Source organism: Halobacillus sp., from assembly GCF_049282395.1.
GTDB lineage: Bacteria > Bacillota > Bacilli > Bacillales > Halobacillaceae > Halobacillus.
In genome coordinates, this window is sequence record NZ_JBAPTY010000282.1 from 36,048 (window position 1) to 62,615 (window position 26,568).

Consider the following 26,568-nt stretch of genomic DNA (forward strand, 5'->3'; position numbering starts at 1 on the left):
CATGCAGCGTTATTTTGTAGAAGAATCTAGTTGGGAAAACTGCTGCTTGTGGATTACAGGAGAAGACGTGCATCATATTTCACGAGTCATGCGCATGGATAAAGGAGACAAGCTGATCGGAATTCACCCCGAACTTGGGGCGGCTATATGCAAAATTTCAGAAGTAACGTCCAATCATGTAGAATGCTGGGTAGAGGAATGGTTAGAGGAAAATCGTGAACTTCCCGTTCAGGTAAGTATTGTTCAAAGCCTTGGTAAAGGGGACAAGTTAGAGCAAGTCGTTCAAAAAGGAACTGAACTTGGAGCCTATACATTTATTCCTTATCAGGCTGAGCGTTCAGTGGCTAAATGGGATGAAAAAAAGGCAGCAAAGAAAATTCAACGGCTGCAAAAGATTGCTAAAGAAGCTAGTGAGCAATCGGAAAGAGTTCGTATTCCTGAGATTCATTCTCTATTGTCCTTTCAAGAGCTCATTCATTTAACTAAAGAATATGACTGGTGTATCCTGGCACATGCAGATGAAGCACGACGCAAATCATTTCGACCGCTCGCCTCTATATTAGAAATGATAAAGCCGGACGAGAGGGTTCTGGTCGTTTTTGGACCAGAAGGCGGTTTTTCTGAAAAAGAGGTTAGTGATTTAGTGAATGCAGGCTTTTTGACGGTTCGACTTGGTCCGAGAATTCTTCGTATGGAAACTGCGCCTTTATATTTCCTATCCACTCTTTCTTATCATTTTGAGGAAAGAGGAAAGAATAGCTGAAGAAGCTTGGATTCCTTAATATGCATAGGTATGTTAAAATTAGTTGTACGAACAACTCTAAAATCAGAAGGGAAGATTAAATACATGGGACAAAATCTTGCAAAGATGATTGACCATACACAATTAAAACCAGACACAACCAAGGAAAAGATTACTCAAATATGTGAAGAAGCTGCAGAGTACGACTTTGCCTCCGTTTGTGTAAATCCTTACTGGGTAGACTATTGCTATGAAAAGTTAAAGGACACGGATGTAAAAGTATGTACGGTTATAGGCTTTCCATTAGGAGCTTCCACTAAAGAAACAAAAGCCTTTGAAACCCGTCAGGCCATTGAAAAAGGTGCTGAGGAAGTGGATATGGTTATTAACATCGGTGAGCTTAAGTCAGGAAATGCTGAAGCCGTACAATCAGACATAGAAGCTGTTGTACGTGAAGCAGCAGGAAAAGCAATCGTAAAAGTAATTATCGAAACGTCTCTATTAACTGAAGAAGAAAAAGAAAAAGCTTCTTACCTTGCTAAAGAAGCGGGAGCGGATTATGTAAAAACATCAACAGGATTTTCTGGCGGTGGAGCAACTGTTGCTGATATCAGTCTTATGCGTAAAACGGTAGGACCGGAAATGGGAGTTAAAGCTTCCGGCGGTGTTCGCGATTATGAAGGTGCAAATGAAATGATCGAAGCTGGTGCAACTCGAATAGGTGCCAGTGCAGGGATTTCTATTCTTAAGGGCGAACAGGGCACGTCAGATTATTAATTTTGTAAGGGAGCCGTCCTGCTGAAAAGCTAGCGGCTTTCTTTTTTTTCCATATCTGTTACAATTAGATTTAAATCAAAGGGTGAGGAAGCATAGTGAAGTGAAAGAATAAGCGCCTATCTATCACTCGAATTGAAGACTGCCATTATAAAGATAAATTTTTTCTATAGGATGGACTTCTAGATTTGGAAAAGTTGGAAATCCCTTTCTATCTAGGCAAGTCTACATATTTAAAACTGAATCATCACGTGGAAAAATAGGTGATTTATCAAAAAGTATTGAATAAAAAAGTTGACCGCTTTTAAACCATATAATATAATTGTCAAAGGTATGGGAGGTTCCTATACAAAGAATCAGGTTTTTGCTTCGGAGGGAGGGAAATTGCATGTCAAACACAACTCGCGTTCGTAAAAACGAGTCTCTTGAAGATGCTCTTCGTCGCTTTAAGCGCGATGTATCAAAAAGTGGTACATTAGCTGAATATCGTAAGCGTGAATATTACGATAAGCCTAGCGTACGCCGTAAGAAAAAGTCTGAGGCGGCTAGAAAGCGTAAGTAGTAACTAAAGAGGGTGCGGAACGATGACTATAACTGAAAATCTGACCCAGGATATGAAAACTGCTATGAAAGCTCGTGACAAAGAAAAACTGTCTACGATCCGTATGGCTAGAGCTTCTTTGCAAAATGAAGCGATTAAATTGGGAAAAGATTCATTAACTGAAGAAGAAGAATTAACTGTATTAACCCGTGAGGTTAAGCAGAGAAAAGATTCCCTCCACGAATTTAAAGAAGCTGGACGCGAAGATCTTGTAGAAGGACTCGAGCGTGAAATTGAGATTTTACAAGTATATATGCCGAAACAGCTCTCAGATGAAGAACTTGATCAAGTTGTTCAAGAAACAATTCAAGAGGTAGGAGCTACATCGAAAAGTGACATGGGTAAAGTCATGAGTGCTGTAATGCCAAAAGTTAAAGGTAAAGCCGATGGCTCCAAAGTCAATAAGCTTGTACTTCAGCAATTATCTTAAATATAAAGACCTCTCTTTTTAAAGAGAGGTCTTTTTATATTTTTTGAAACCTGCAGGGTGTTCTATTCGTATATGTAGTATTCCTTGGGAAAGCTAATAAGCATAAGGAGGTGATCGTTTAATGAAAAGGACTTTTCGTTTATCCATAATCTTTTGCATGATAGTTTTTGCCGCTGCTTTGTCCATCTTTCACCTTTATTCTTCTGTTCACGCTCAGGGAGAAGGAGAGCAGGTTTATATTATTCCTGTACAAGATACAGTTGAACGGGGGATGGCTGCTTTTCTAAAAAGGACCACGGAAGAAGCTGCTGAAAATGGTGTCGATCACATTATATTCGAAATAGATACACCTGGGGGCAGGGTAGATGCTGCTGGGGATATAGGTGAGATTTTTCAGGACCTTGATATCCCGAATACGGCTTTTATCACCAGTCGGGCATATTCAGCGGGTTCCTATATAGCTCTCAATGCGGATAATATTTATATGAAACCGCAAGCAACTATGGGTGCTTCAGGAGTAATTAACTCAGATGGTACAGCTGCTGATAAAAAAGCTCAGTCTGCCTGGATATCCTCCATGGTAGCTGCTGCTGAATCCAATGGACGGGATCCTATTTACGCCCGCGCAATGGCTGATAGCAGCATAGACCTTCCCGAATATAACGCCGCTGAAGGAGAATTTCTAACACTTGGACCAAGTGAAGCCGAAGAAGTAGGGTATGCAGAAGGTATTGTAGAAGACCGTGTTGAATTACTTAATGAGTTAGGATTGTCTGAAGCGAAAGTAACTGAAAATAATCCTACAATGGCAGAGAACTTAGCCAGATTTTTAACCGATCCGGTGGTCATTCCTATTTTGCTCTCCGTCGCAAGTCTCGGGCTGATTGTGGAGTTGTATTCCCCGGGTTTTGGAATACCGGGAATAATGGGACTGCTTTCACTCGTTTTATTCTTTTATGGCCACATTGTAGCAGGACTTGCTGGATATGAAGCTATTATTTTGCTAATACTTGGAATAGGCCTTGTTATAGCGGAAATCTTTCTACCAGGAGGTATTGCTGGAATTGCGGGGGTCGTTTCTATTGTAGCCTCTCTTATGCTTTCATCTGCGGATATGGGCCATATGGCTATGAGTATTGGAATAGCCTTAATTGCGACCGTTATTGTCTCTGTCGTACTGTTTAAGACCATGGGGCTGGAGCGAGGTTTTTTCCGTCATATTATCCTTCAGGATTCCACCTCAGCAGAGAGAGGATATTTATCCTCTACCAGCCGCTTAGAATTGATTGGATTGGTTGGAGAAACCATGACTCCTCTCAGACCTTCAGGTACCGCGGTTTTCGATGGTGAACGTCTGGATGTAGTAACTGAGGGAGGATTTGTGGGCACTGGACAATCGGTTAAAGTTTTGAAAACGGAAGGTTCCCGTATAGTTGTACGTGAGCTTTCATCAAAAGAGAAAGAGGAGGAGAAAGAATGACGTTACAAGAACTTATGCCAATTATTGTCATTGGCGTCATTATTATTGTTTTAGCTGTATTATTTACTTTTATCCCGGTGATGCTTTGGATTAGCGCACTGGCAGCTGGAGTCAAGATCAGTATTTTCACTCTAGTTGGTATGCGGTTACGAAGAGTTGTACCTTCCAGGGTCATTAATCCATTGATTAAAGCTCATAAAGCCGGTGTAAATGTAGATACCAACCAATTGGAAAGTCACTATTTAGCCGGTGGTAATGTTGACCGGGTGGTTAACGCGCTAATTGCTGCTCAGCGTGCAAATATTGAATTGAGTTTCGAGCGCTGCGCTGCGATTGACCTGGCCGGCCGTGATGTTTTGGAAGCTGTCCAAATGAGCGTAAATCCAAAAGTCATTGAAACCCCGTTTATTGCGGGTGTTGCTATGGATGGTATAGAAGTAAAAGCTAAAGCACGTATTACGGTACGTGCTAATATCGACCGCTTAGTCGGTGGTGCTGGTGAGGATACGGTTATAGCCCGTGTAGGGGAAGGTATTGTATCAACCATTGGTTCAAGTAAAAACCATAATAAAGTGTTGGAAAATCCTGATATGATCTCACAAAATGTATTAGGAAAAGGGTTAGATGCCGGGACGGCGTTTGAAATCTTATCTATAGATATTGCGGATATTGACATTGGTAAGAACATTGGTGCGATCCTGCAGACAGACCAGGCAGAAGCTGACAAAAATATTGCACAGGCTAAAGCCGAAGAACGCCGGGCCATGGCGATTGCTCAAGAACAAGAAATGCGTGCCCGCGTTCAGGAAATGCAGGCTAAAGTGGTGGAAGCTGAAGCTCAAGTTCCTCAAGCTCTTGCAGAAGCACTTCGTTCAGGAAAAATGGGTGTCATGGATTATATGAATTACCAAAATATTAATGCTGACACCGACATGAGAAATACACTTGGCAAAATGTCTGAGGGTGAGCAGGGCGAAGGTGAAGAAAGTTAATCCCCTTGATTAGTGAAAAGGAGAATTATTATGGGAGACCTTTTTGAACTATTATTCAGTAACTTTCTCATCGTAGCTGCTGTTATAGGTGGTATCATTAGTTTTTTCAGCCGAATGGGAAATGATCAGGAAGATGAACGTAAACACAAACAGCCTGGACCATCCAGGTATCCAAGCGCACCTTCTGAGGAAGCGGAGGATCGAGGTCCTTTAAGAACGGAAGCGGGTCAGAAAAGTCTGCAAGAGTACTATGAAGAACAACAGGAAAAAATCAAAGGGTATTCAAAAGATAAAGTTTCTCAAGACCCTCAGAGAACGTTCACGTACGAAACACCGAACAAGGATATTCATACCACTGGGAAGATCCAGGAAGGGCAAATGGAGCGTTATGTGCCCCAGGAAGACCATGTACCTGATCTTCCTAAACTTAAAAAATTGAATAAATGGGATAAGAAACGATTAGCTGAAGGGGTTCTTGCAGCAGAGGTTCTCGGGCAGCCCCGGGCGTATAAGCCTCATCAATCCCATCCAAGAAAAAGATAAACGAAACGCACGAATTGTAGTGATACAATTCGTGCGTTTTTCGTATAAATAAAAAGAGGGGTGAGTCGAATGACTAAATGGCAAAAGCAAATCCGTACGTGGATCGGACGTTATTTCGATTTACCTTCCGATGTGATGCTTGATTTACCCAGAATCACGACAATTGGGTCGATTCATGTGTACATAGAGAATCACACGGGTCTTTTGCATTTTTCAGATAATGAAGTAAGGATTCAATATAAGCAGGGCCAAGTGAAGATAATTGGAAAAGATCTCGGGGTAAAGATGATGCTGAAAGAAGAACTATTGCTAGAGGGAGAAATAAAATCGGTGGAATTCCTGCCTGAAGCTTAAGGGGGAGTAGGTGACTATGAGGATGCAGCATGACTTCTTTCAAGGCAGCATGAGAATTAAGGTGCAAGGAAAAATGATTGAACCATTCCTCCAGGCGTGCGTACGAAGGGGATGTGTAATTTCAAATATTAAGCGAGTCAATGAACATGAAGCAGTAATGACGATTAGACTTAGTGAATGGAAAGCCTTCAGACAGTTACGGAAAAAGTATCGTTGTAAACTTTCGATCTTGGGAGGAAGAGGCCTTCCATTCTATTACAGGAGAATCACACAGCGAAAAGCTTTAATGGCCGCTTTCATGCTTTCCGTTATAGTCGTTTTTTTATTAGCTAATACACTTTGGTCTATTAAAGTAGAAGGTTTGACTCCCGAATTGGAAGCTAACGTCGAAAAAAAATTAAAAACCTATGGGGTTTCCCCAGGCAAGCTGACTATTGGTATGGACGAACCTAATGATATACAAAGAAAGCTGCTTGATGATATTCCTGATCTTTTATGGATAGGCGTTAATAAGAAGGGGACAAGTTATCAGCTGTACGGTGTAGAAAAGACCAGGCATGATACAAATAAGAACCTTCGTCCCTCTGATTTGGTGGCAGAAAAAAAGGGCATGATAGTAAAAACGTTTATTGAAAAAGGAAGACCACTTGTGACGGTGAATGATGTAGTTAAAAAAGGCCAAAAACTGGCAACGGGGCAATTGGTAGAAGATAAAGATATACTTGTCCATACAGAGGGGGAGGTCATCGCCGAAACCTGGTATAAAGTCGATCAAAATCTTCCGATGACACAAGTACTTCAGTTGACTGATGGACTGGAAGTAAGAGAATACCAATTTAAAATTGGATCCTTAACTCTTCCTCTATGGGGATGGTGGAAGGGGAAGGGGCCACAATTTAGAAGTGAGAACGAAGAGACAAATTGGGAGTGGTTTGGCTGGAAGTCACCGATTGACCTAAAAGCCATTCATTATTATGAAATAGATTCAAAAAAATATGCACAATCTAAAGATAAGATTCAAAAATTGGGAATTATAACGGCAAGAGAAAGCCTGCACCAATACCTTGGAAAAGAGGCTGAAATCATGAAAGAAAAAGTTTTGCACCTTCGTGAGGAGAATGGTAAAGTAAAATTAATCCTATTATTCAAAGTTCATGAAAACATAGCAGTGACCAAGTATATAAGTCAAGGAGATTGAGTATGCCGGAAGATTTAAAAACAATGGACATTCAATTAGATAATACAACAGAAGCGCTGGCCCTTTTTGGGACAGAAGATAGAAATTTAAAGCAGATCGAAGAACAATTAAAAGTAACCATTATTTCAAGAGGTGAAACGGTTCGAGTTTCCGGACAAGCGGAGCAGGTTCAACTAGTGGAGGATATTCTTCATTCTGTGCTTGCTATTATTCGTAAAGGATTAACCATTACGGAAAGAGATATTGTTTATGCCGTAGAACTAGCCAAAAAAGGTAAAATAAATCAATTCGAAGCTTTATTTGAAGATGAGATTACAAGGAACAGTAAAGGTAAATCGATTCGTGTAAAAACACTTGGACAAAGAAATTACATCTCTGCTATTAAGAACAATGATTTAGTTTTCGGTATTGGTCCAGCAGGGACAGGTAAAACTTATCTGGCTGTCGTTATGGCAGTAAATGCATTAAAAAAAGGTGATGTGAAACGCATCATTTTAACTCGACCAGCAGTTGAAGCTGGCGAAAGTCTAGGATTTTTACCAGGAGATTTAAAGGAAAAGGTAGATCCTTATCTCCGACCGCTTTACGACTCCCTTCATGATGTATTTGGAACGGAACATACCGCACGTCTCATTGATCGAGGTACGATTGAAATAGCCCCTCTTGCTTATATGCGAGGGCGTACCCTGGACGATGCCTTTGCAATATTAGATGAAGCTCAAAATACGACGCCTGAACAGATGAAGATGTTTCTAACTCGTCTTGGATTTGGTTCCAAAATGATTATTACAGGTGATATTACTCAAGTTGATCTCCCTAAAGGGGTTAAGTCAGGCTTGAAGGTTGCAGAAGAAAAGCTTGGCAAAGTAAAGGGGTCTGCCTTCATTCATTTAGATCAATCTGATGTAGTAAGACATCCGTTAGTACAACGTATCATTGACGCTTATGAGAAAGACAATTCCTAAGGCCCTTTATAGGGGCCTTATTTTATTTGATGGAGAGTTTTTTACATAGGTGAAACTTGGGTTGCGTTAAACTTCTTTTTTTTGCGGGTTGGATTTGTTTTCCTTCTCTCTTGAAGGTATCATGGTCTATAAGAACTTATATTATTAAAGAAACCAAAAATGTTTACGCTGTTTAGGATAGTTAGGACGTGGGTAATAAGTCCAACAGTCATTAGCTATCTTTGATGAAATTAACGGAAGAAGCTATAATAAACCATTGTATAAATTACATTCCTGAATACAGCATGGTTAGTAAAAATTGCAGCTTGAGGAGGAAGTAGTATGATTCAAATCGATTTTCAAGATGAAACCAATTCAGTAGACGAAGCTTATGTGGATTTAATTCAACGTATTATTCGTTTTGCAGGCGATAAAGAGGGGGTACAACCTGACGCTGAAGTTTCGATAAGTTTTGTTGATAACAACGAGATTCAAGAAATAAATCGAAATTATCGTCAGAAAGACCAGCCTACTGACGTAATTTCTTTTGCTATGCAGGAAGAAGGAGAAGGCGAAACAAAAATTCTAAGCGAAGATCTCCCTCTCATGCTTGGCGATATCGTGATTTCTCTAGATAAGGCGAAGGAACAGGCTGAAGATTACGGTCATTCGCTGGACAGAGAATTAAGTTTCTTAGCCCTTCACGGCTTTTTGCATTTATTAGGATATGATCATGAAAATGAAGAAGAGGAAAAAGCGATGTTTAATAGACAAGAGGAAATCCTTCATGAGTTCGGACTTGAAAGGGCATAAAAAAAAGAAGTCCATCGGCTTTCGTTTTGCTTGGAATGGAATAAAGGAAGTTTGGAGTTCAGAAAGAAACTTTCGCATTCATTTGATTGCCGGAGTTCTATGTATAGCAGCAGGGGCAAGTTTAAGAGTATCTACGGTAGAATGGGCACTTCTCATCATTATGATTGCCATTGTCATTACCCTGGAGATGATTAATTCAAGTATTGAGCGGGTGATGGATTACCTGGCACCTCAATACCACCCACTTGCAGGTCTTGTGAAGGATATTGCTGCGGGGGCTGTATTAATAGCTAGTATTGCCTCGTTAATTGTAGCGGCGTTTATCTTTGTCCCACGCTTGATCACCTTATTTTAATGCATGAAGAAATAAGTGGAATTTTATAGTGAATTTAGAAATTAAGAAGTGACGTAAGAAACATTGGAGGCTCAACTATGAATGAAGAATTCAAGTCCGGCTTCGTCACGATTGTGGGCAGGCCTAATGTAGGCAAGTCCACTTTTATGAACCGCGTAATTGGAGAAAAAATCGCGATTATGAGTGACAAGCCACAGACAACGAGGAATAAAATCCAGGGGGTTATGACAGATAAAGAGTCTCAAATCGTCTTTATCGATACCCCAGGTATTCATAAACCTAAGCATAAGCTCGGAGACTACATGGTTAACGTAGCGGAGAATACATTAAACGAAGTAGATGCTATTCTTTTTATGATCAATGCTGAAGAAGGATACGGCCGTGGTGATCAATTTATTATTGATCGTTTGCAGCGTGTAAATCAGCCTGTATTTTTAATTATTAATAAAATAGATCAAGTACATCCAGACCAGTTGCTGCCTCTTATTGAGCAGTATAAAGAAAAACTGGACTTTGAAGAAATTATCCCTATTTCTGCGTTAGAAGGTAATAACGTCAACCATATGCTCGAGGTATTAAAAGGTCATTTACCAGCAGGACCGCAATTTTATCCTGAAGATCAGATCACGGATCATCCTGAGCGGTTTGTTATCAGTGAATTTATTCGGGAGAAAGTGCTGCACTTGACTCATGAAGAAATTCCACATTCTATAGCGGTAGTAATTGAAGGAATTGAGCCAAGAGAAAATAAGAATGCGGTTTATATTCAGGCTGCTATTATAGTAGAAAGAAAGTCCCAAAAGGGGATTATTATTGGTAAGCAGGGAAGTATGCTTAAAGAGATAGGCAAGCGTGCCAGACACGATATTGAATCTTTATTGGGTAGCAAAGTCTTTTTAGAACTGTGGGTAAAAGTCCAGAAAGACTGGAGAAACCGTCAAGTTCAACTAAGTGATTTTGGGTATAACGAAGAAGATTATTAAGAGTTGGAAAAAATTAAGTCTTATGATTTCACCTTTAAGAAGCATGCTAATGATGTAATTCCGATGCTCAGTGAATATAAGAAAGGCGGTGTTTCTTTTGCTCGAAAACCTTCCATGGAATGTGTTCAGACAAACAGGAAACATTGAAACTTATTTATTGATGAAGGAAATGAAGGACCAAAGTCAGCAATCTCCTGAACATCAAGCTTCCTCTATCGAACAGGAATCTCAAGATGATTTAAATTTGTAAGACTAGAAGCAGGTGAGTGCTTTGTTAGAAAAGGTCGAAGGCATTGTTATCCGAACGAGAGATTACGGGGAAACCCATAAGATTGTAACATTTTTCACTCGCGAAAAGGGGAAAATAGGGGTGATGGCCCGCGGCGCTAAAAAGCCTAAAAGCCGGACTTCCTCTGTAACCCAGCCCTTTATTCATGGTATGTATTTAATTCAAATAGGATCTGGATTGGGATCTTTGAGTCAGGGAGAAATGATCACCTCCCTGCGCTCAATACGCGAAGATATTGTGAAAACCGCTTACGCCTCTTATCTGGCAGAACTTGTGGATAAGCTGATAGATGAAAAACAACCGGACCCATTTATGTATGAGCAATTTCTTCAAACCCTGCTCTGGATGAATGAAGGGAAAGATGCAGCGGTATTGTCGATGATTTATGAGCTGAAATTATTTAAAAAAGCTGGTTTTTCTCCGGTAGTCGATCACTGCATAAATTGTGGCAGTCAAGAAGGACCCTATTCCTTCTCCATTCTTGAGGGTGGACTCCTTTGTTACCGTTGTAAACATAAAGATCCAAACGCTTATGCTTTGCCGGACCCTTTGCCTAAACTTTTACGTATCTTTGTACATATGGACGTTAAACGGCTGGGTCAGATTTCCATGAAAGAAAAGAATAAAAAGATATTGCGTTTAATTCTGGATGAATATTATGATCAGTACGGTGGTTATTTACTTAAATCGAAAAAGTTCTTAAAACAATTAGATTTGTTCACATGATCTCAATTGACATTCGTTTATTAATTCAGTATGATTCAACTACTTAATATTTCGTTGTGAAGAAGGAAAGTAGTAGCTGAAAACCAGACTATAAAGCGAGCTTGTGACGGTGGAAGACAAGCGTTATGGTTCAGTGAAGGCAGTCCTGAGCAATCATTTTTAAAAGCGGCTTTCCATATTGGAAAGCAAGTAGGGTGGAACCGCGGAAATCCCGTCCCTATGTCTTATGCAGACATAGGGACGGGATTTTATTTGTTTGAAAGAAGCTGTGTGCTTTTTTCTATTAGAAAGAGGAGGAAGAAAATGAATATACAAGATATGATTCTTACGCTGCAAAACCATTGGTCAAATCAGGGTTGTTTGCTTATGCAAGCTTATGATACGGAAAAAGGAGCAGGAACTATGTCTCCTATGACCCTTCTGCGAAGTTTGGGTCCTGAACCGTGGAATGTAGCTTATGTGGAACCTTCACGTCGTCCTGCGGATGGACGCTACGGTCAAAATCCAAACCGGTTATACCAGCACCATCAGTTTCAAGTCATTATGAAACCATCTCCTGATAACATCCAGGAACTTTATCTTGACTCCCTTCGTGCTTTAGGTATAGACCCGAGTCAGCACGATATACGCTTCGTCGAGGACAACTGGGAAAACCCTACACTTGGAGCAGCAGGATTGGGCTGGGAAGTGTGGCTTGACGGAATGGAAATTACACAGTTCACTTATTTCCAGCAGATTGGAGGACTGGAAGCACGACCAGTATCTGCTGAAATCACTTATGGTTTGGAACGTCTTGCGTCCTATATTCAGGACAAAGAAAATGTATTTGATCTGGAGTGGACCAGCGGAGTTACAGTTGGAGATATTTTTATGCAGCCTGAATATGAACATTCCATCTACACTTTTGAGGAATCTGATGAGAACATGCTTTTCAACCTTTTTTCTACTTATGAAAAAGAAGCAGAAAGAATTATGGAAAAAGGATTAGTATTCCCAGCTTATGACTACGTCTTAAAATGTTCTCATACTTTCAATCTTCTAGATGCAAAAGGAGTAATCAGCGTCACGGAGCGCACCGGTTATATATCTCGAGTGAGGAACCTGGCCAGGAAGATTGCTAAAACGTATGTAGAGGAAAGAGAACGATTAGGATTTCCAATGTTACCGAAGGAGGTTGAGAACCATGAGTAAAACAGTCTTATTTGAACTTGGGGTAGAAGAACTTCCAGCCAGATTTATTGATGACGCTCTGCAGCAATTAGAACTAAAGACAGAAACTTGGTTCCGCGAACAGAGAATTCCTTACGGAGAAGTGAGAGGATTTGCTACTCCGAGAAGACTGGCTGTTCAGATTAGTGATGTAGCTGAAAAACAGCCTGATATAGAAGAAGAAGCGAAAGGACCTGCTAAGAAAATTGCTCTGGATGAAAATGGAGAATGGACGAAAGCAGCTGTAGGATTTTCTAAAGGACAAGGGAAAGATGTAGAAGATATATACTTCAAAGAAGTAAAGGGCACTGAATATGTCCATGTGACGAAGTTTATTCAAGGAGAGGCAACGAAAGAATTACTTCAAGACTTTCGCTCTGTATTTCTAAGTATAACCTTTTCCAAGAATATGCGTTGGGGAAACTACGAGCTAAGGTACGCCCGGCCTATTCGGTGGATGGTCGCCCTGTTCGGTGAGGAAATTATTCCTTTTGCTATTGAAAACGTAACGACTGACCGGATTACATACGGCCATCGTTTCCTGGGTGATAAAGCATCTCTTCGTTCAGCTGAAATCTATGAAGAAGTTTTAAACGACGAATATGTCATTAGTAATGTAACGAAGAGAAAGAATGCTATACGGGAACAACTACTGAAACTTGAAGAAGATAAAGGCTGGAAACTTATTATTGATGAGGAACTATTAATGGAAGTCACTCATCTGGTCGAATATCCAACGGTCTTTTTTGGAGCTTATAATGAAGAATTCCTGGAGATACCAGAAGAAGCATTAATTACATCAATGAAAGAACATCAGCGTTATTTCCCAGTTCGTTCTCAAGAAGGTACTCTTCTTCCTTATTTTGTAGGAGTTCGAAATGGTGACGACAAACATTTAGATACGGTTTCCCGTGGAAATGAAAAAGTTTTGAAAGCGCGCTTAAAAGATGCCCAGTTCTTTTATGAAGAAGATCAAAAAGGAACGATTGATCAAAAACTGGAAAAACTGTCAAGAATGGTATATCAAGTTGAGCTTGGAACCCTTGCGGATAAAGTGAAACGTATTAGAGCAATAACAGGTAAAATCAGTGAATGGCTTAACTTGAATGACTTAGAAAAGCAGCAAGCTGAACGGGCTGCTGAGATATGCAAATTTGATCTTGTTACTCAAATGGTTGATGAGTTTACGGAGCTTCAGGGAGTGATGGGAGAAAAGTATGCTCGTTTATTTGGAGAAGAGGAAGCTGTAGCGCGAGCTATTAATGAACATTATATGCCGAGGCAGGCTAACGGCGCCCTTCCTTCTTCAACAATTGGTTCGATTGTTAGTATAGCGGATAAGCTTGACACGATTGTAGGAAGCATTTCAATTGGCATCATTCCAACAGGTTCTCAGGACCCTTATGGGTTAAGGAGGCAGGCACTTGGGGTTTTACAGACGCTGCGGAGTCAGCAGTGGAATATTCCTGTAGAGAAATTAATAGACCTTGTACATCAATTCTATCGTGAATTAAATCTACCAACACGTACAGAAGAAGAAGTGCATCAGGATTTACATGAATTCTTTAAACTCAGAGCTGCTTATCTATTAAGAGAGAAGGGCATTGATCCTGATATTGTGGAAGCAACGCTTACGAATGGCGTACAAAACTTTGCAGCAACCATTGAAAAAGCTAAGCTGCTTGTAGACAAGCGTCAGGATCCTACTTTCAAATATGTACATGAAGCATTAGGACGAGTGCTTAATCTCGCGAAAAAAGCAGATGCCATGGAATTAAAGCCGAAGTATTTTGAAAATGATTCAGAAGTTCGTTTATATGAAGCCTTTAAGCTGGTCCACCCAGAGTATGTGCAAGCCATGCAGGAAGACCGTCCCGCTCAGGCTTTAGAGAAGCTTTCTGAATTGGCTTCTCCTATCCATGACTTCTTTGATAGAACGATGGTTATGGCAGAAGATGAGAAGATTCGGAATAATCGATTAGGTTTATTAAGTCAGATTGCTGCAGACATTAAAGAGTTTGCAGACTTAAATGCTATTGAATGGAAGCAGCAGTTTTAAGCCCCCTTCTTTTACCCGGTTATTAATATGGTCTATAATAATTAAATAGAATAGTATGTCACAGTGAGCAGGGTGGTGAAAGATTGGAACTCTCTAACCGACAAGAACAAATCATTCAAATAGTAAAAGACAATGGGCCTATAACGGGAGAAAATATTGCAGACCATTTAAGCCTTACAAGGGCCACTCTGCGTCCTGATCTTGCCATTCTAACTATGGCCGGTTTTTTGGACGCGAGGCCCCGTGTTGGATATTTTTTTACTGGAAAAACGGGTTCTGAATTGTTAACAGAAAAGTTGAAAAAGTTTAAAGTCAAAGAGTATCAATCTATACCAATCGTGGTAGAAGAGGATGTATCAGCTTACGATGCCATTTGCACTATGTTTTTGGAGGATGTTGGTACATTATTTGTAACAAATGAGCTTGGACATTTGGTAGGTGTGCTTTCCAGAAAAGATCTTTTACGAGCAAGTATTGGGAATCAGGACTTGTCCTCGATCCCTGTTCATATTATTATGACGCGGATGCCGAATATCACTATTTGTAAACCAGAGGATTTATTACTGGATGCTGCTCAAAAGCTTATAGAAAAGCAAATTGATGGTCTTCCAGTTGTAGAACCTGCTGAGAATGGATTAGAAGTAATAGGCAGGCTAACAAAAACCAACATAACAAAAGCCCTTGTTGAGTTAGGATTAGATCAGCACCTATAAAGGAACAGACAGGAGGGAGAAAATGGGGAAACCATTGATTTACGTATTATCAGATTCTGTTGGGGAAACCGCAGAGCTTGTTGTGAAAGCCGCTCTTAGTCAGTTCGATGATGGCCCATTTGATCTTCAGAGAATTCCATATGTGGAGGATAAAGGTACAATTAATGAGGCGCTGGTTCAGGCGAAAGAACAGGGAGCCATGGTAGGATTTACATTTGTCATCCCGGAATTCCGGACATATTTACTTGAGGAAGCAAAAAAGTATGATATTGAATGTGTGGATATAATGGGACCGATGATGGAATCGATGGAAAGGCACTTTAATTTAGAACCCCGCCTTGAACCAGGACTCGTTCATAAATTGGATGAAGATTACTTCAAGAGAGTAGAAGCAATTGAGTTTGCTGTACGCTACGACGATGGAAGAGATCCTCGAGGAATCGCTAAAGCGGATATTGTGTTGATTGGTGTCTCGAGAACCTCTAAAACTCCGCTCTCCCAATATTTAGCTCACAAACGATTAAAGGTAGCTAATGTTCCCATTGTGCCCGAGGTTGAGCCACCAGCTGAACTGTATCGAGTGGACCCTGATAAATGTATCGGATTAAAGATCAGCGCAGAGAAATTAAATGACATAAGAAAAGAGCGCTTAAAATCCCTTGGGCTTGGAGCGCAAGCCAGTTATGCAAATATGAATAGAATTCATCAAGAAATTGAACATTTTAATCGTGTAGTAGATCGGATCGGCTGCCATGTTATTGATGTATCCAATAAAGCTGTTGAAGAGACGGCGAATGTGATTACGAATAAATTGCGGCAAGATTCCCAAGAATAGTACCAATACTTAAGGTCGCGCTATGATTAAGCGCGACTTTTGTTGGGAAGGATGAAAATAGGTAAAATAGTATATAGCGTAAATCTATAGAATGTATTATAATGTTTATTTGCGGTAAAAATGATTCTATACATGTAAACAGTGGATATTTACATTTCACTAAAAGAGAAAAGTGAGCACTTTTCAGAAAAATAAAACATTCTAAAATTAGAAGGATTCTATGTATTATTGTAGAAGTACAGTAACTATGTCAAAGTCAAATCAAATTCCGAAAATCTGGGTAGATGCAGACAGTTGTCCAGTTCAACAGGAAATTTATAATGTGTGCAGTAAATTTGAAGTTACACCCATTTTCATAGCTACTGTTAATCATTATAGCCCTGAAAAGGCAGAGCAAGGATGGATTTTTTTAGATCATGGGTCTCAAGCAGTAGACCTTTACATCCTTAATCACGTCTCTGCGTCCGATTATGTAATAACTCAGGACTTGTCTTTAGCTGTACTATTGACAACTAGAGGGGTTTATGTTCTTACTCCAAGAGGTAAACTAATCAAAGATGCTGATGCAGATGAAATAATGAATAACAAGTACTTGAGGCAACAGTCCATGAAGAAAAATAAGAAGTGGAAAGGACCTTCAGCTTTTAAAAAAGAGGATCGTGACTATTTTCAGCATGTATTTGAAAATTTGTTAGCTGCTCAGGAAGGTATTCAATAGTCTATCTCGAATAATTGTTTAGTATGGTGATGCGTATGGCTGGTCATATTCCAGAAGAAAAAGTAGATGAAATCCGCCAATCCACTGATATCGTGGATATTATTGGTGACTATGTAGAATTAAAAAAACAGGGTAGAAATTATTTTGGTTTGTGTCCTTTTCATGGAGAAAGCACTCCTTCTTTTTCCGTTTCTGCTGATAAGCAAATTTTCCATTGCTTTGGATGTGGAAAGGGAGGGAATGTATATACCTTCCTTATGGAAATGGAAGGCTTCAACTTCATACAGGCTATTAAACAACTGGCTGGCCAGGCACAAATAGATTTGCCTGAGGAAGCTTCCCAAGAGGATTCTTCACAAATAAGCACTGAATCTCAAAGTATTTTAGAAGCCCATCAATGGCTTGCAAAGTTGTACCATCATATGCTTCTTAATTCAAAAGAAGGTCAGGATGCTTATCAGTATTTAATTGACCGGGGATTTAGTGAAGAAACGATTAAGAAATACCAAATTGGATATTCACCGAATTCCAAAGAGTTTGTGGTCACGTTCCTTGAGAAAAAAGGTTTTCATCCACAAACGATGGTGAAAGCAGGGTTATTAAATGCAAATGATCAGGGAGAATATGCCGATCGCTTTAGAGGTAGATTAATTTTTCCACTGCGAAACCATTTAGGTAAAACGGTGGCATTTGCCGGTCGTTCATTGGGTCATCAAGAACCTAAGTATTTGAATAGTCCGGAGACGGAACTATTTCAGAAAAACAGGCTGCTTTACAACTTTGACCTGGCAAGAGCTGCAATTCGTAAACAGAAGTCCGTGATCTTATTTGAAGGATATGTTGATGTAATCTCTGCTGACCAGGCGGGTGTTCACAATGTAGTAGGCACGATGGGGACTTCGATCTCTAGCTCCCAGGCTAATCTTCTCAAACGTTATGTGGATCAGGTTATCATATGCTATGACGGAGATCAGCCAGGCGTAGAAGCTGCGGTGAAGGCTGGCCGACTGCTGAAAAACACTGGGTGTCAAACATTCGTAGCCAGAGTTCCAGATGGGTTAGACCCAGATGATTTTATTCAAAAGCATGGTGGAGACCGCTTTAAGAAAGAAGTTTTGGACACAAGTGACACGTTCATAGCTTTTATCATGAGCTATCTGCGGAGAGATTATAATCTCCAGTTGGAAGGAGATCGAATTGCTTATATCGAAAAGATACTACAGGAGGTCGCTCTCCTTGACCGGGCAGTAGAGAGAGAGCATTATTTAAATGAACTGGCCTCAGAGTTCCAGATGTCTGTGGATACTCTTAAAGAAGAAGTCCACCACATCAGAGGTAAAAACACAGTTAAACAGGATAACAAAGACCAAAATCGATATACTAACCGTACAAGTCAGTATTCCATTCAGAATAAACTCCTGCCGGCTTTTCATAATGCGGAAAGAAAGCTGATCGCCTATATGTTAAGAGATCCTTTCATAGCTGAGAAAGTTCAAGAGGAACTAGGAGGAGCATTTAATATTTCAGACCATCAGGTTATAGTGACCTATCTTTATGCTTACTATGAAGATGGCAATCAGTCAGATGTGAGTCAGTTTGTGGAAAAACTTGATGATCCTGCTCTTAAAAATCTAGTAATTGAATTGGCTATGGCACCGGTTAGTGAAGAAGTGTCTGATCAGGAAATCCACGATTACATTTTTCGGATTAAAGCTGAGCATAGTGACCGTACGGATATTAAAACCTTAGAAGATGATTTAAAGCGGGCGGAGCAGCAAAATGAACCAATTAAAGCTGCTGAGATTGCTATGAAGATCATTGAGAGGAAAAAAGAATTAAAAAACACCTAGGTATAGTTGGTATAGATATGTTGGAAGGAGGGGGACTTATGGCGGATAATAAGCAACAGCAGCCATCACGTTCTAAAGAAAAGGAAAGTAATAGTAATAGTAAGAGTAATAGTACTAATACGAATGAAATGACACTTGAACAAGCAAAAGATCAGGTGTTGGAAATAGGGAAAAAGCGAGGAGTACTTGCTTACGAGGAAGTAGCTGAAAAGCTATCAAGCTTTGAATTAGACTCTGATCAAATGGACGAATTTTATGAGCATTTGAACGAACAGGGTGTTGAAGTTATTGGTGATTCTGAGACTGACCCTAGTATGAAACAGTTAGATAAAGAGGAGGAGTTTGATCTTAACGACTTAAGCGTACCTCCAGGTGTCAAAATCAATGATCCAGTTCGAATGTATCTAAAAGAAATCGGACGTGTAAACCTCTTATCTGCTAAAGATGAAATCAGTCTTGCTCAGAGAATTGAAAATGGTGATGAAGAAGCTAAGAGAGATCTAGCTGAAGCTAACTTACGTTTAGTTGTAAGTATCGCTAAAAGATATGTAGGCAGGGGCATGCTTTTTCTTGATTTAATTCAAGAAGGGAATATGGGTCTCATTAAAGCTGTAGAGAAATTTGATTATCGTAAAGGTTATAAGTTCAGTACGTATGCTACTTGGTGGATCCGACAGGCCATTACGCGCGCAATTGCAGACCAGGCTCGTACCATTCGTATTCCTGTCCACATGGTGGAGACCATAAATAAACTCATTAGAGTACAGCGTCAGCTTTTACAAGATCTTGGACGCGAGCCTACGCCAGAGGAAATCGCCCAGGATATGGAACTCACGCCGGACAAAGTACGGGAAATCCTGAAGATTGCTCAGGAACCAGTATCGCTTGAAACTCCTATCGGGGAAGAAGATGACTCCCATCTTGGTGATTTTATTGAAGACCAAGAAGCCACATCCCCTTCCGACCATGCGGCATATGAACTGTTGAAAGAACAATTGGAAGACGTTTTAGATACGCTTACTGACCGTGAAGAAAATGTATTACGTTTAAGATTCGGATTAGACGATGGACGGACGCGTACGCTTGAAGAAGTAGGAAAAGTGTTTGGTGTAACGCGAGAGAGAATCCGTCAAATTGAAGCAAAAGCGCTTCGCAAATTGAGACATCCAAGCCGTAGTAAACGTCTGAAAGACTTTATGGAATAAAAAGATGTTATGACTCAGGTATCCATCGGCTGCATAGTGCTTAGATGGTGCCTGGGTTTTTTAATTCTCTAACTGGAAGGGGGGGCTGTGTATGAAAGAAAATCGTATAGAAACCATTGTTAATGAAATCCATTATTGGAAAGAACATCGACTACTTCCAGGCGAATATTGCGATTTTCTGTTAGCTCTTTACACGCAGGGGCAAAGAGACAGCAGCGACAGAGGTATAGAGTTCAATAACTCTAAAAGAAATTCACTCACGCTGATGTTTTCAACTTTAACCCTTATTTTGTTACCCCTTTCATTTCTTGTCATTTATTTTACTGAAATGAACCTCATATTGCAAACAGGGCTTTTGTCGACTTTTGTTCTCATAGCTTTTCTAGCTCTCCGGCAGGTAATAGGTGCCTATCCCGGGCTTTATCATTTTCCATTGATTACAGGTTTACTTGTAGGCTTACTGCTTTTCTTAAATTTGGTTTCCAGCCTCTCCATCAACTCTCAATGGATATATGGAATGGCGAGCATTCATTGTCTCCTATGGCTGGGGATCGGTGTACGATGGAGACTTCATTATTTAATGATATCGAGTGTTATAGGGATTCTTTTCCTTTTTCTAGCTGCTGTTTTGTAACTTTTCACAAGTTATCTCTTTAATAAGTGGAACTTTTCAAGTAAAATAAATATAGCCGAATAGATTTGCCCATACTAACTTAAGGAATACATAAGGAGGATGCAACTAATGAGAAGAAACCCTGTGATTCCATTTGCTATTATCGCTGTCTTAGGTATAGTAGCTATGATCATCGTTTCTGCTGCAGGGATTAACCAGCGCGAAGCGATTCAAAGTGAGAAAGAAAATGGTGGAGAACACCAACAGGAAGAAGCAGCCAATGCCAATCCAGAGGAAATGTTCCAATCTAAATGTTCCAGCTGTCACGGTGGAAATTTAGAAGGCGGAGCAGGTCCTAACCTAACAGAAGTGGGAAGCCGTTATTCTGCTGAAGAAATTCAGGATATCATACTGAATGGTAAAGGATCTCAAATGCCTGCTGGTCTCTACACAGGTGAACAGGCCACAGCATTAGCGGAATGGTTAGCCGAAAAGAAATAGTTACACTTATACTTGAAAAGCTTTCTGTGACAATCAGAAAGCTTTTCTTTATTATGAGAGGGAAGAGAGAATATGAATGTCCATCAATTATCCAAACGGCTTGCTAACGTAGCCGAATATTTGCCTAAGGGATCTTTATTTGCCGATATCGGTTCTGACCATGCTTATCTTCCGTGTTATGTTTGTCTGAACGATCCTTCCGCTCAGGCAATAGCAGGCGAAGTTAATCAAGGGCCGTACACCAGTGCGTGGAAAGAAGTAAAAGATCATGGTTTAGAAGGTCGAATTGATGTCCGTCTTGGAAATGGTTTACAGGTTTTAAAATCCAATGAGGTCTGTCAGATCGTTATCGCAGGAATGGGAGGACCCTTGATCAGAGATATCTTAGAAAACGGGAAAGAAAAACTCTCTGAAACCGAAAGGATAATAGCTCAGCCTAATATAGATGCTCGGTCAGTAAGGAAATGGTTTTTTCAAAACGGCTATGACTTAACAGACGAAATAATTTTAGAAGAAAATGGTCATATATATGAAATTCTTGTAGGTGACAAAGGGAAGCCTGATGCCTCGTATGATTCTTTGAATATGGAGAAACAATTTTGGCTCGGCCCCCATCTATTAAAAAAAGGCGGAAGGGTATTCGATGCAAAGTGTAAAGCTGAGCTTGAGAAGAAAGAGTATGTTCTGTCCCAAGTTAAGCAAGCTTCTGTTGTAAATGAAGAAAAAGTTGTGCAGTTACAAGTAGAGATTAATTGGTTAAAGGAGGCACTTAAATAATGGCAAATCGTACGATATCAGCTAGTGAAATTATTCAGTCGTTTGAAAAATGGTCTCCAAAGCACCTGGCTTTTGATTGGGATAACGTCGGTCTTCAAGTAGGCACGCTGAATAAACCTGTAAGCAAGGTGATGGTAACTCTTGATGTACTTGAGAATGTAGTAGATGAGGCTATTGGGAAGCAAGTTGATTTAATTATTGCTCACCACCCTCTGTTATTTGTAAAGTTGCATCAAATTAATTTTGACACTCCTAAAGGAAGAGTCATTCAAAAACTTATCAAACATGACATTACAGTGTACGCTGCGCATACTAATCTTGATGTAGCAGCAGGCGGAGTAAACGACGTGATGGCAGAAGCCATTGGTCTTGAGGATACCTCTCCTTTAGTGACAACTGGTCAAGATGAACTGGTTAAACTGACAGTTTTTGTACCTGAAGACCATGCGGAAGAAGTAAGGAATTCTATCAGCGAGGCAGGGGCTGGTCATATAGGACAGTACAGCCATTGTACGTATCAGTTATCGGGTCAAGGTACCTTTAAGCCTCAAGAAGGCTCAAATCCCTACATCGGACACGTCGACGATCTTGAGATTGTGGAGGAGAAACGAATAGAAACCATTGTACCTAAATCAAAATTAAATGGTGTTCTGGCTGCAATGGAGAAAGCTCATCCTTATGAGGAAATCGCTTATGATCTTTATCCTCTTTTAAATCAAGGAGAAGATAAAGGTGTGGGACGTATTGGCCACTTAAAGGAACCGATGGAGTTGAAGGAGTTGTGTGAAAAAGTAAAAGAAAAATACAATGTCCCTGCTGTACGGATGACGGGGGAAGGTTCAAAAATGATCAAAAAAGCTGCTCTTCTCGGGGGCAGTGGAGAAAAATATATCCATGCAGCAAAAGCGAACGGAGCGGATGTTTATATTACAGGGGATATGACTTTTCATGCAGCTCAAGATGCTATGGAAATGGGACTTTCATTGATCGATCCGGGCCACCATGTAGAAAAGGTAGTCTGTGCTGAGATCAAGAAATACTTAGAAGATAAATGGCAGCAGCGTCTATCCGTTATTCTTTCTGAATCCAATACTGAACCTTTTACTTTTGTATAGAGAGGTCAGGGTCCGTTCAATGAATAGTCTAAGAAAACGCCCCAAAATTTAAAAAACAAGCTCCTGATTGATTAAGACTCAGATTCGACCATTGATAGGAAGTAATGTTTAAAGCTAAAGATATAAAAATGTGCGGACATTGTATGTCCGCACAGCTTGTTAGATCGTTTATTCTTTTACTTGGCTTTTCTTTTTAGTTTTCACACGCGGCAGAATCTTTTTCTGTTCCACTTTGGATTCGCGAATCCAGGTGTCCACGTCATCTAAGTCATATTGTTCAATGAATTTTATGACTTCTTTAGTTATTGGGGTGGGGGTGGAAGCGCCTGCTGTAACGGCTACCTTCTGAACGCCTTCCAGCCAGTCCAGGTCGATTTCGGTCACATCACTTATACGATATGCCTGAGTACCTGCTTTTTCCATGGATACTTGAGCTAGGCGGTTTGAATTATTACTTTTAGGATCTCCCACAACTAAAGTAAGATCAGCTTCTTTAGCCTGTTCAGAAACAGCCTCCTGGCGAACCTGAGTAGCCATACAAATTTCCTGATGTTTTTCCAGCTGAGGATACTTTTCTTTCGCTTTTTCCATCACATCATAAACATCCCACTGACTCATGGTAGTCTGGTTAGTAACCATTAATTTATCGTGGTCGATGTTAAGATTGTCTACATCTTCTTCTGTTTGGACAAGATGGACTTTACCTGGAGCTACACCCATGGCCCCTTCAGGTTCAGGGTGGCCTTTTTTACCGACATAAATAATTTCGTAGCCTTCAGCCACCTTGTCTCGAATTAAATTATGCGTGTTTGTCACATCGGGACAAGTTGCATCAAGGGCGGTAAGACCTTTCTCTTTAGCACGCTCTTTAACTTCAGGTGATACTCCATGTGCTGTAAAAATAACTGTACCCTCGTTAATTCCATCCAGAAGATCCATGCGGTTTTTGCCGTCAACGGTAATAATCCCTTCGTCTTCAAAAGCTTGGGTAACATGTGAGTTGTGTACAATCATTCCTAAAATATATATAGGGCGGGGCAGGTTTGGGTCTTTTGCTGCATTCTGTGCAATGACCATGGCATCCACCACACCGTAACAATAACCGCGAGGGGCGATTTTAATGACTTCCATTATTTAAAGTCCTCCTCTTTTTCCAATCCAATTGAATACTTTTACTTTACCATCCTTTATTATAAAGGCTAAGTGGAAAGAAGACAAAGAATCTTGTCGCAGGTTGTCCTGTTATCGTGCATTTCTTCCCTCGCTCTATTATAATGGGATGAGAACATTTTACACTAAAGGAGTACAAAACATAATGAGTACACATAAATTTGAAGAATTTGCTATTACCCCTGTGATCAGTCAGATTATTGGGGAACTTGGTTTTCATGAACCTACACCCATACAGCGCGAAGTCATGCCTGCTGCTTTACGCGGTGAGAGCCTGATTGGGCAATCACACACTGGCTCTGGAAAAACGCACGCTTATCTATTATCATTACTCAACAAAATTGATGAGAATTCTTCCAACGTTCAATTTGTTATTACAGCTCCCACAAGGGAACTGGCTATTCAAATCCATGAAGAAGTAAAGAAAGCTATTCAATTCGGTGGAAAAGATAAGGTTTGGCGATCCAAGCTTCTAATTGGAGGTACGGACAAGCAAAAGATGGTGGATAAACTATCTTCTCTCCCTCCTCATATTATTGTGGGAACGCCGGGAAGAATTCTGGATATGGTGAAAGAAGGAGCTATAGATTTGCATCAAGCTAACGGGTTTGTGCTGGATGAGGCTGATTTGATGCTTGATTTAGGTTTCATTGAAGATGTAGATCAGATTTTGATTCGTATGGACCCTGATGTTCAAATGTTAGTCTTCTCGGCTACAATCCCTGAGCGCTTGCAGCCGTTCCTCAAAAAATATCTAACTAACCCCTCCCTTATTCAGATCGAAGATGAAAAACCATCGCCTGAGTCTATGGAGCATCGCTTAGTTCCTTTACGTCACAAGAATCCGGCCGATATCATTATGGATATATCCAAAGCTATTCAGCCTTATCTTGCTATTATCTTTACAAATGGCAAAGACCACGCCGATGAATTAGCGGATGCTTTACTCAGCCGCGGGTTGGAAGTGGGTATTCTTCATGGAGGTTTATCACCAAGAGAGCGGAAAAGGATGCTTAAGGAACTTCAAAATTTACGCTACCAGTATATCGTAGCGACTGACTTAGCTTCTCGTGGAATCGATATTCAGGGAGTCAGTCATGTCATCAATGCTCAGATGCCTAAAGAAGAAGAATTTTATATCCACCGTGTAGGTAGAACTGCGAGGGCCGGCTTGCAGGGAACTGCCATTAATCTATATAAGGAAGGAGACCTTCCCTTAATCCAGAAGCTTGAAAGCAGAGGCCTCACTTTTAATTTCTATGAAGTGAAGAATGGAGAATGGAAAGAGGTTAATTCCTATAATGAACGCCAGACAAGAGAGAGAAAAGAAACAGATCTTGAAAAGAAAGCAAGACAAATGGTTCGTAAACCGAAAAAAGTAAAACCAGGCTACAAGAAGAAAATGAAGAAAAAGGCTGATAAAAATTTGAAAGGCCTTAAAAGAAATCAATATCGCAAAAAATAGGCATTAGGAAAGGAGTTTTAATTTGAAACTGGGGTCGCATGTTTCGATGAAAGGGAAAAAGATGCTTCTTGGAGCAAGTGAAGAAGCTGCATCTTATGGTTCTGGTACATTTATGATTTATACGGGAGCGCCTCAAAACACAAGGAGACGTCCTATAGAAGAATTAAATATTGAGGCTGGACAGGAGCATATGAAATCGCATAATATCTCAGATATTGTTGTTCATGCTCCTTATATCATTAATATCGGTAATACAACTAAGCCTGAAACTTTCCAATTAGGTGTAGACTTCCTTCGAAATGAAATCGAACGTACAGAGGCTATAGGAGCAAAGCAGATTGTACTGCATCCTGGCTCTCATGTAGGACAGGGACTGGAGAATGGCCTTCCTAAAATTATTGAGGGTTTGAATGAAGTGCTTCATAAAAATCAGGACGCCCAAATAGCGCTCGAGACAATGGCTGGCAAAGGGTCTGAGATCGGCCGGAATTTTGAGGAGATAGCCCAAATTATTGATGGTGTCACATTGAATGAGAAATTATCCGTTTGTATGGATACTTGTCACATTCATGATGCTGGTTATAACGTTGTCGAAGACTTTGATGGAGTACTAAATGAGTTCGATAAAGTTGTAGGTCTGGACCGATTAAAAGTCGTGCATGTGAATGACAGTAAAAATGTAAAGGGTGCCCAAAAAGACCGTCACGAGAACATTGGTTTTGGACATATTGGTTTTAAAGCTTTACACCAGGTAGTCCATCATCCTTCCTTAAAGGACTTGCCTAAGATCCTTGAAACACCCTATGTAGGGGAAGATAAGAAAAATAAAAAACCTCCCTATGGATTTGAAATTGAAATGTTTAAAGAAGGAAAATTTGATGAAGAGTTAAAGGATAAAATAATGAAGCAATAAAAAAAGGTGCATGTGCACCTTTTTTTAATTTAGATATCATTTTTTACGTCCATGTATTCTGCAGCGCAAACCCTATAACGACTTTTGAACAAAGAAATAATCATGTGGGCAATCAGGGTCACAGGAGTTAATTCTATGATTAGGTTATCTGGTCATTACTTTAACCAATGAGCCACACCGTACTCTTTAGCCAGCTCCACT

General features: G+C 40.2%; 29 protein-coding genes. 28 read left to right on the forward strand and 1 reads right to left on the reverse strand.

The window, feature by feature from the left end; all coding sequences use genetic code 11:
• Position 1 precedes the first annotated feature (1 nt).
• The 26 genes from WAM07_RS12220 (at position 2) to WAM07_RS12345 (ending at position 22,819) form a co-directional block, all read left to right on the forward strand.
• Positions 2-763: a 16S rRNA (uracil(1498)-N(3))-methyltransferase gene (locus WAM07_RS12220; protein WP_422167225.1), complete on the forward strand. Its 762-nt coding sequence runs from the start codon at positions 2-4 to the stop codon at positions 761-763.
• Between the two features lie 84 nt (positions 764-847).
• A complete protein-coding gene (gene deoC / locus WAM07_RS12225) occupies positions 848-1,519 on the forward strand; it encodes a deoxyribose-phosphate aldolase (RefSeq protein ID WP_422167227.1) in 672 nt (223 codons plus the stop codon).
• A 385-nt stretch (positions 1,520-1,904) separates the two neighbouring features.
• A complete protein-coding gene (rpsU, locus tag WAM07_RS12230) occupies positions 1,905-2,078 on the forward strand; it encodes a 30S ribosomal protein S21 (protein ID WP_089749081.1) in 174 nt (57 codons plus the stop codon).
• A gap of 22 nt (positions 2,079-2,100) precedes the next feature.
• Positions 2,101-2,547, forward strand: a complete 447-nt coding sequence (locus WAM07_RS12235) for a GatB/YqeY domain-containing protein (protein WP_089749083.1) — start codon at positions 2,101-2,103, stop codon at positions 2,545-2,547.
• 121 nt (positions 2,548-2,668) lie between these two features.
• Complete coding sequence (locus WAM07_RS12240; protein ID WP_422167229.1) at positions 2,669-4,027, forward strand: NfeD family protein; 1,359 nt, start codon at positions 2,669-2,671, stop codon at positions 4,025-4,027.
• On the forward strand, positions 4,024-5,019 hold the full coding sequence (gene floA, locus WAM07_RS12245; RefSeq protein ID WP_422167230.1) for a flotillin-like protein FloA: 996 nt from the start codon (positions 4,024-4,026) through the stop codon (positions 5,017-5,019). The genes WAM07_RS12240 and floA overlap by 4 nt, the downstream gene beginning before the upstream one ends.
• Before the next feature lie 30 nt (positions 5,020-5,049).
• The gene (locus WAM07_RS12250) at positions 5,050-5,562 is read left to right on the forward strand and encodes a hypothetical protein (RefSeq protein ID WP_422167232.1); all 513 of its coding nucleotides are present in this window, start codon (positions 5,050-5,052) and stop codon (positions 5,560-5,562) included.
• 69 nt (positions 5,563-5,631) lie between these two features.
• Positions 5,632-5,916 carry a sporulation protein YqfC gene (gene yqfC / locus WAM07_RS12255; protein WP_014643798.1) on the forward strand — a complete coding sequence of 95 codons (285 nt, stop codon included), beginning with the start codon at positions 5,632-5,634 and terminating at the stop codon, positions 5,914-5,916.
• Between the two features lie 16 nt (positions 5,917-5,932).
• Complete coding sequence (gene yqfD, locus WAM07_RS12260) at positions 5,933-7,114, forward strand: sporulation protein YqfD (protein ID WP_422167234.1); 1,182 nt, start codon at positions 5,933-5,935, stop codon at positions 7,112-7,114.
• A gap of 2 nt (positions 7,115-7,116) precedes the next feature.
• Positions 7,117-8,079 (forward strand): PhoH family protein, encoded by a 963-nt coding sequence (locus WAM07_RS12265; protein ID WP_014643796.1) that lies wholly within the window; start codon positions 7,117-7,119, stop codon positions 8,077-8,079.
• A 324-nt stretch (positions 8,080-8,403) separates the two neighbouring features.
• Positions 8,404-8,871, forward strand: a complete 468-nt coding sequence (ybeY, locus tag WAM07_RS12270; RefSeq protein WP_422167266.1) for an rRNA maturation RNase YbeY — start codon at positions 8,404-8,406, stop codon at positions 8,869-8,871.
• Entirely contained in the window at positions 8,846-9,226 is a 381-nt protein-coding gene (locus WAM07_RS12275) for a diacylglycerol kinase family protein (RefSeq protein WP_422167237.1), read from the forward strand. Before ybeY ends, WAM07_RS12275 begins: the two co-directional genes overlap by 26 nt.
• 77 nt (positions 9,227-9,303) lie before the next feature.
• A complete protein-coding gene (gene era, locus WAM07_RS12280; protein WP_422167239.1) occupies positions 9,304-10,209 on the forward strand; it encodes a GTPase Era in 906 nt (301 codons plus the stop codon).
• 88 nt (positions 10,210-10,297) lie between these two features.
• Positions 10,298-10,459 (forward strand): YqzL family protein, encoded by a 162-nt coding sequence (locus WAM07_RS12285; protein WP_422167240.1) that lies wholly within the window; start codon positions 10,298-10,300, stop codon positions 10,457-10,459.
• Between the two features lie 21 nt (positions 10,460-10,480).
• A complete protein-coding gene (gene recO, locus WAM07_RS12290) occupies positions 10,481-11,224 on the forward strand; it encodes a DNA repair protein RecO (protein ID WP_422167242.1) in 744 nt (247 codons plus the stop codon).
• 303 nt (positions 11,225-11,527) lie between these two features.
• Positions 11,528-12,415 (forward strand): glycine--tRNA ligase subunit alpha, encoded by an 888-nt coding sequence (gene glyQ, locus WAM07_RS12295; protein ID WP_422167243.1) that lies wholly within the window; start codon positions 11,528-11,530, stop codon positions 12,413-12,415.
• Positions 12,408-14,492, forward strand: coding sequence for a glycine--tRNA ligase subunit beta (glyS, locus tag WAM07_RS12300; protein WP_422167245.1), 2,085 nt, complete (start codon positions 12,408-12,410; stop codon positions 14,490-14,492). Before glyQ ends, glyS begins: the two co-directional genes overlap by 8 nt.
• Positions 14,493-14,575: 83 nt before the next feature.
• Positions 14,576-15,205, forward strand: coding sequence for a helix-turn-helix transcriptional regulator (locus WAM07_RS12305; protein WP_014643786.1), 630 nt, complete (start codon positions 14,576-14,578; stop codon positions 15,203-15,205).
• 22 nt (positions 15,206-15,227) lie between these two features.
• Positions 15,228-16,040 (forward strand): pyruvate, water dikinase regulatory protein, encoded by an 813-nt coding sequence (locus WAM07_RS12310; RefSeq protein WP_014643785.1) that lies wholly within the window; start codon positions 15,228-15,230, stop codon positions 16,038-16,040.
• A gap of 247 nt (positions 16,041-16,287) precedes the next feature.
• Entirely contained in the window at positions 16,288-16,758 is a 471-nt protein-coding gene (locus WAM07_RS12315) for a YaiI/YqxD family protein (RefSeq protein ID WP_422167248.1), read from the forward strand.
• Positions 16,759-16,793: 35 nt separating this feature from the next.
• Positions 16,794-18,608 carry a DNA primase gene (dnaG, locus tag WAM07_RS12320; RefSeq protein WP_422167250.1) on the forward strand — a complete coding sequence of 605 codons (1,815 nt, stop codon included), beginning with the start codon at positions 16,794-16,796 and terminating at the stop codon, positions 18,606-18,608.
• Between the two features lie 38 nt (positions 18,609-18,646).
• Positions 18,647-19,813: an RNA polymerase sigma factor RpoD gene (rpoD, locus tag WAM07_RS12325; RefSeq protein WP_422167251.1), complete on the forward strand. Its 1,167-nt coding sequence runs from the start codon at positions 18,647-18,649 to the stop codon at positions 19,811-19,813.
• A gap of 91 nt (positions 19,814-19,904) precedes the next feature.
• Positions 19,905-20,447, forward strand: coding sequence for a hypothetical protein (locus tag WAM07_RS12330; protein ID WP_422167253.1), 543 nt, complete (start codon positions 19,905-19,907; stop codon positions 20,445-20,447).
• Between the two features lie 108 nt (positions 20,448-20,555).
• A complete protein-coding gene (gene cccA / locus WAM07_RS12335) occupies positions 20,556-20,927 on the forward strand; it encodes a cytochrome c550 (protein WP_422167255.1) in 372 nt (123 codons plus the stop codon).
• A 72-nt stretch (positions 20,928-20,999) separates the two neighbouring features.
• Complete coding sequence (locus WAM07_RS12340) at positions 21,000-21,704, forward strand: tRNA (adenine(22)-N(1))-methyltransferase (RefSeq protein ID WP_422167257.1); 705 nt, start codon at positions 21,000-21,002, stop codon at positions 21,702-21,704.
• A complete protein-coding gene (locus tag WAM07_RS12345) occupies positions 21,704-22,819 on the forward strand; it encodes a Nif3-like dinuclear metal center hexameric protein (protein ID WP_422167258.1) in 1,116 nt (371 codons plus the stop codon). The genes WAM07_RS12340 and WAM07_RS12345 overlap by 1 nt, the downstream gene beginning before the upstream one ends.
• A gap of 168 nt (positions 22,820-22,987) precedes the next feature.
• Here WAM07_RS12345 and WAM07_RS12350 read toward each other — a convergent pair whose 3' ends face one another.
• Complete coding sequence (locus tag WAM07_RS12350) at positions 22,988-23,950, reverse strand: 4-hydroxy-3-methylbut-2-enyl diphosphate reductase (RefSeq protein ID WP_422167260.1); 963 nt, start codon at positions 23,948-23,950, stop codon at positions 22,988-22,990.
• Between the two features lie 184 nt (positions 23,951-24,134).
• Between WAM07_RS12350 and WAM07_RS12355 the strand changes: the two genes are divergently transcribed.
• Both WAM07_RS12355 and WAM07_RS12360 read left to right on the forward strand, forming a co-directional pair.
• Entirely contained in the window at positions 24,135-25,454 is a 1,320-nt protein-coding gene (locus WAM07_RS12355) for a DEAD/DEAH box helicase (RefSeq protein ID WP_422167262.1), read from the forward strand.
• 22 nt (positions 25,455-25,476) lie between these two features.
• Entirely contained in the window at positions 25,477-26,367 is an 891-nt protein-coding gene (locus WAM07_RS12360; RefSeq protein WP_422167264.1) for a deoxyribonuclease IV, read from the forward strand.
• The last annotated feature ends 201 nt before the right edge of the window (positions 26,368-26,568 follow it).

Coding starts and splice junctions, on each gene's coding strand:
- WAM07_RS12275 (WP_422167237.1), top strand. CDS start 8,846: ATGAGTTCGGACTTGAAAGGGCATAAAAAAAAGAAGTCCATCGGCTTT.
- era (WP_422167239.1), top strand. CDS start 9,304: ATGAATGAAGAATTCAAGTCCGGCTTCGTCACGATTGTGGGCAGGCCT.
- WAM07_RS12330 (WP_422167253.1), top strand. CDS start 19,905: ATGAAAGAAAATCGTATAGAAACCATTGTTAATGAAATCCATTATTGG.
- WAM07_RS12355 (WP_422167262.1), top strand. CDS start 24,135: ATGAGTACACATAAATTTGAAGAATTTGCTATTACCCCTGTGATCAGT.
- floA (WP_422167230.1), top strand. CDS start 4,024: ATGACGTTACAAGAACTTATGCCAATTATTGTCATTGGCGTCATTATT.
- yqfC (WP_014643798.1), top strand. CDS start 5,632: ATGACTAAATGGCAAAAGCAAATCCGTACGTGGATCGGACGTTATTTC.
- WAM07_RS12240 (WP_422167229.1), top strand. CDS start 2,669: ATGAAAAGGACTTTTCGTTTATCCATAATCTTTTGCATGATAGTTTTT.
- glyQ (WP_422167243.1), top strand. CDS start 11,528: ATGAATATACAAGATATGATTCTTACGCTGCAAAACCATTGGTCAAAT.
- rpsU (WP_089749081.1), top strand. CDS start 1,905: ATGTCAAACACAACTCGCGTTCGTAAAAACGAGTCTCTTGAAGATGCT.
- glyS (WP_422167245.1), top strand. CDS start 12,408: ATGAGTAAAACAGTCTTATTTGAACTTGGGGTAGAAGAACTTCCAGCC.
- WAM07_RS12265 (WP_014643796.1), top strand. CDS start 7,117: ATGCCGGAAGATTTAAAAACAATGGACATTCAATTAGATAATACAACA.
- WAM07_RS12220 (WP_422167225.1), top strand. CDS start 2: ATGCAGCGTTATTTTGTAGAAGAATCTAGTTGGGAAAACTGCTGCTTG.
- WAM07_RS12345 (WP_422167258.1), top strand. CDS start 21,704: ATGGCAAATCGTACGATATCAGCTAGTGAAATTATTCAGTCGTTTGAA.
- WAM07_RS12340 (WP_422167257.1), top strand. CDS start 21,000: ATGAATGTCCATCAATTATCCAAACGGCTTGCTAACGTAGCCGAATAT.
- dnaG (WP_422167250.1), top strand. CDS start 16,794: ATGGCTGGTCATATTCCAGAAGAAAAAGTAGATGAAATCCGCCAATCC.
- WAM07_RS12315 (WP_422167248.1), top strand. CDS start 16,288: ATGTCAAAGTCAAATCAAATTCCGAAAATCTGGGTAGATGCAGACAGT.
- WAM07_RS12310 (WP_014643785.1), top strand. CDS start 15,228: ATGGGGAAACCATTGATTTACGTATTATCAGATTCTGTTGGGGAAACC.
- cccA (WP_422167255.1), top strand. CDS start 20,556: ATGAGAAGAAACCCTGTGATTCCATTTGCTATTATCGCTGTCTTAGGT.
- yqfD (WP_422167234.1), top strand. CDS start 5,933: ATGAGGATGCAGCATGACTTCTTTCAAGGCAGCATGAGAATTAAGGTG.
- deoC (WP_422167227.1), top strand. CDS start 848: ATGGGACAAAATCTTGCAAAGATGATTGACCATACACAATTAAAACCA.
- WAM07_RS12350 (WP_422167260.1), bottom strand. CDS start 23,950: ATGGAAGTCATTAAAATCGCCCCTCGCGGTTATTGTTACGGTGTGGTG.
- WAM07_RS12250 (WP_422167232.1), top strand. CDS start 5,050: ATGGGAGACCTTTTTGAACTATTATTCAGTAACTTTCTCATCGTAGCT.
- rpoD (WP_422167251.1), top strand. CDS start 18,647: ATGGCGGATAATAAGCAACAGCAGCCATCACGTTCTAAAGAAAAGGAA.
- WAM07_RS12235 (WP_089749083.1), top strand. CDS start 2,101: ATGACTATAACTGAAAATCTGACCCAGGATATGAAAACTGCTATGAAA.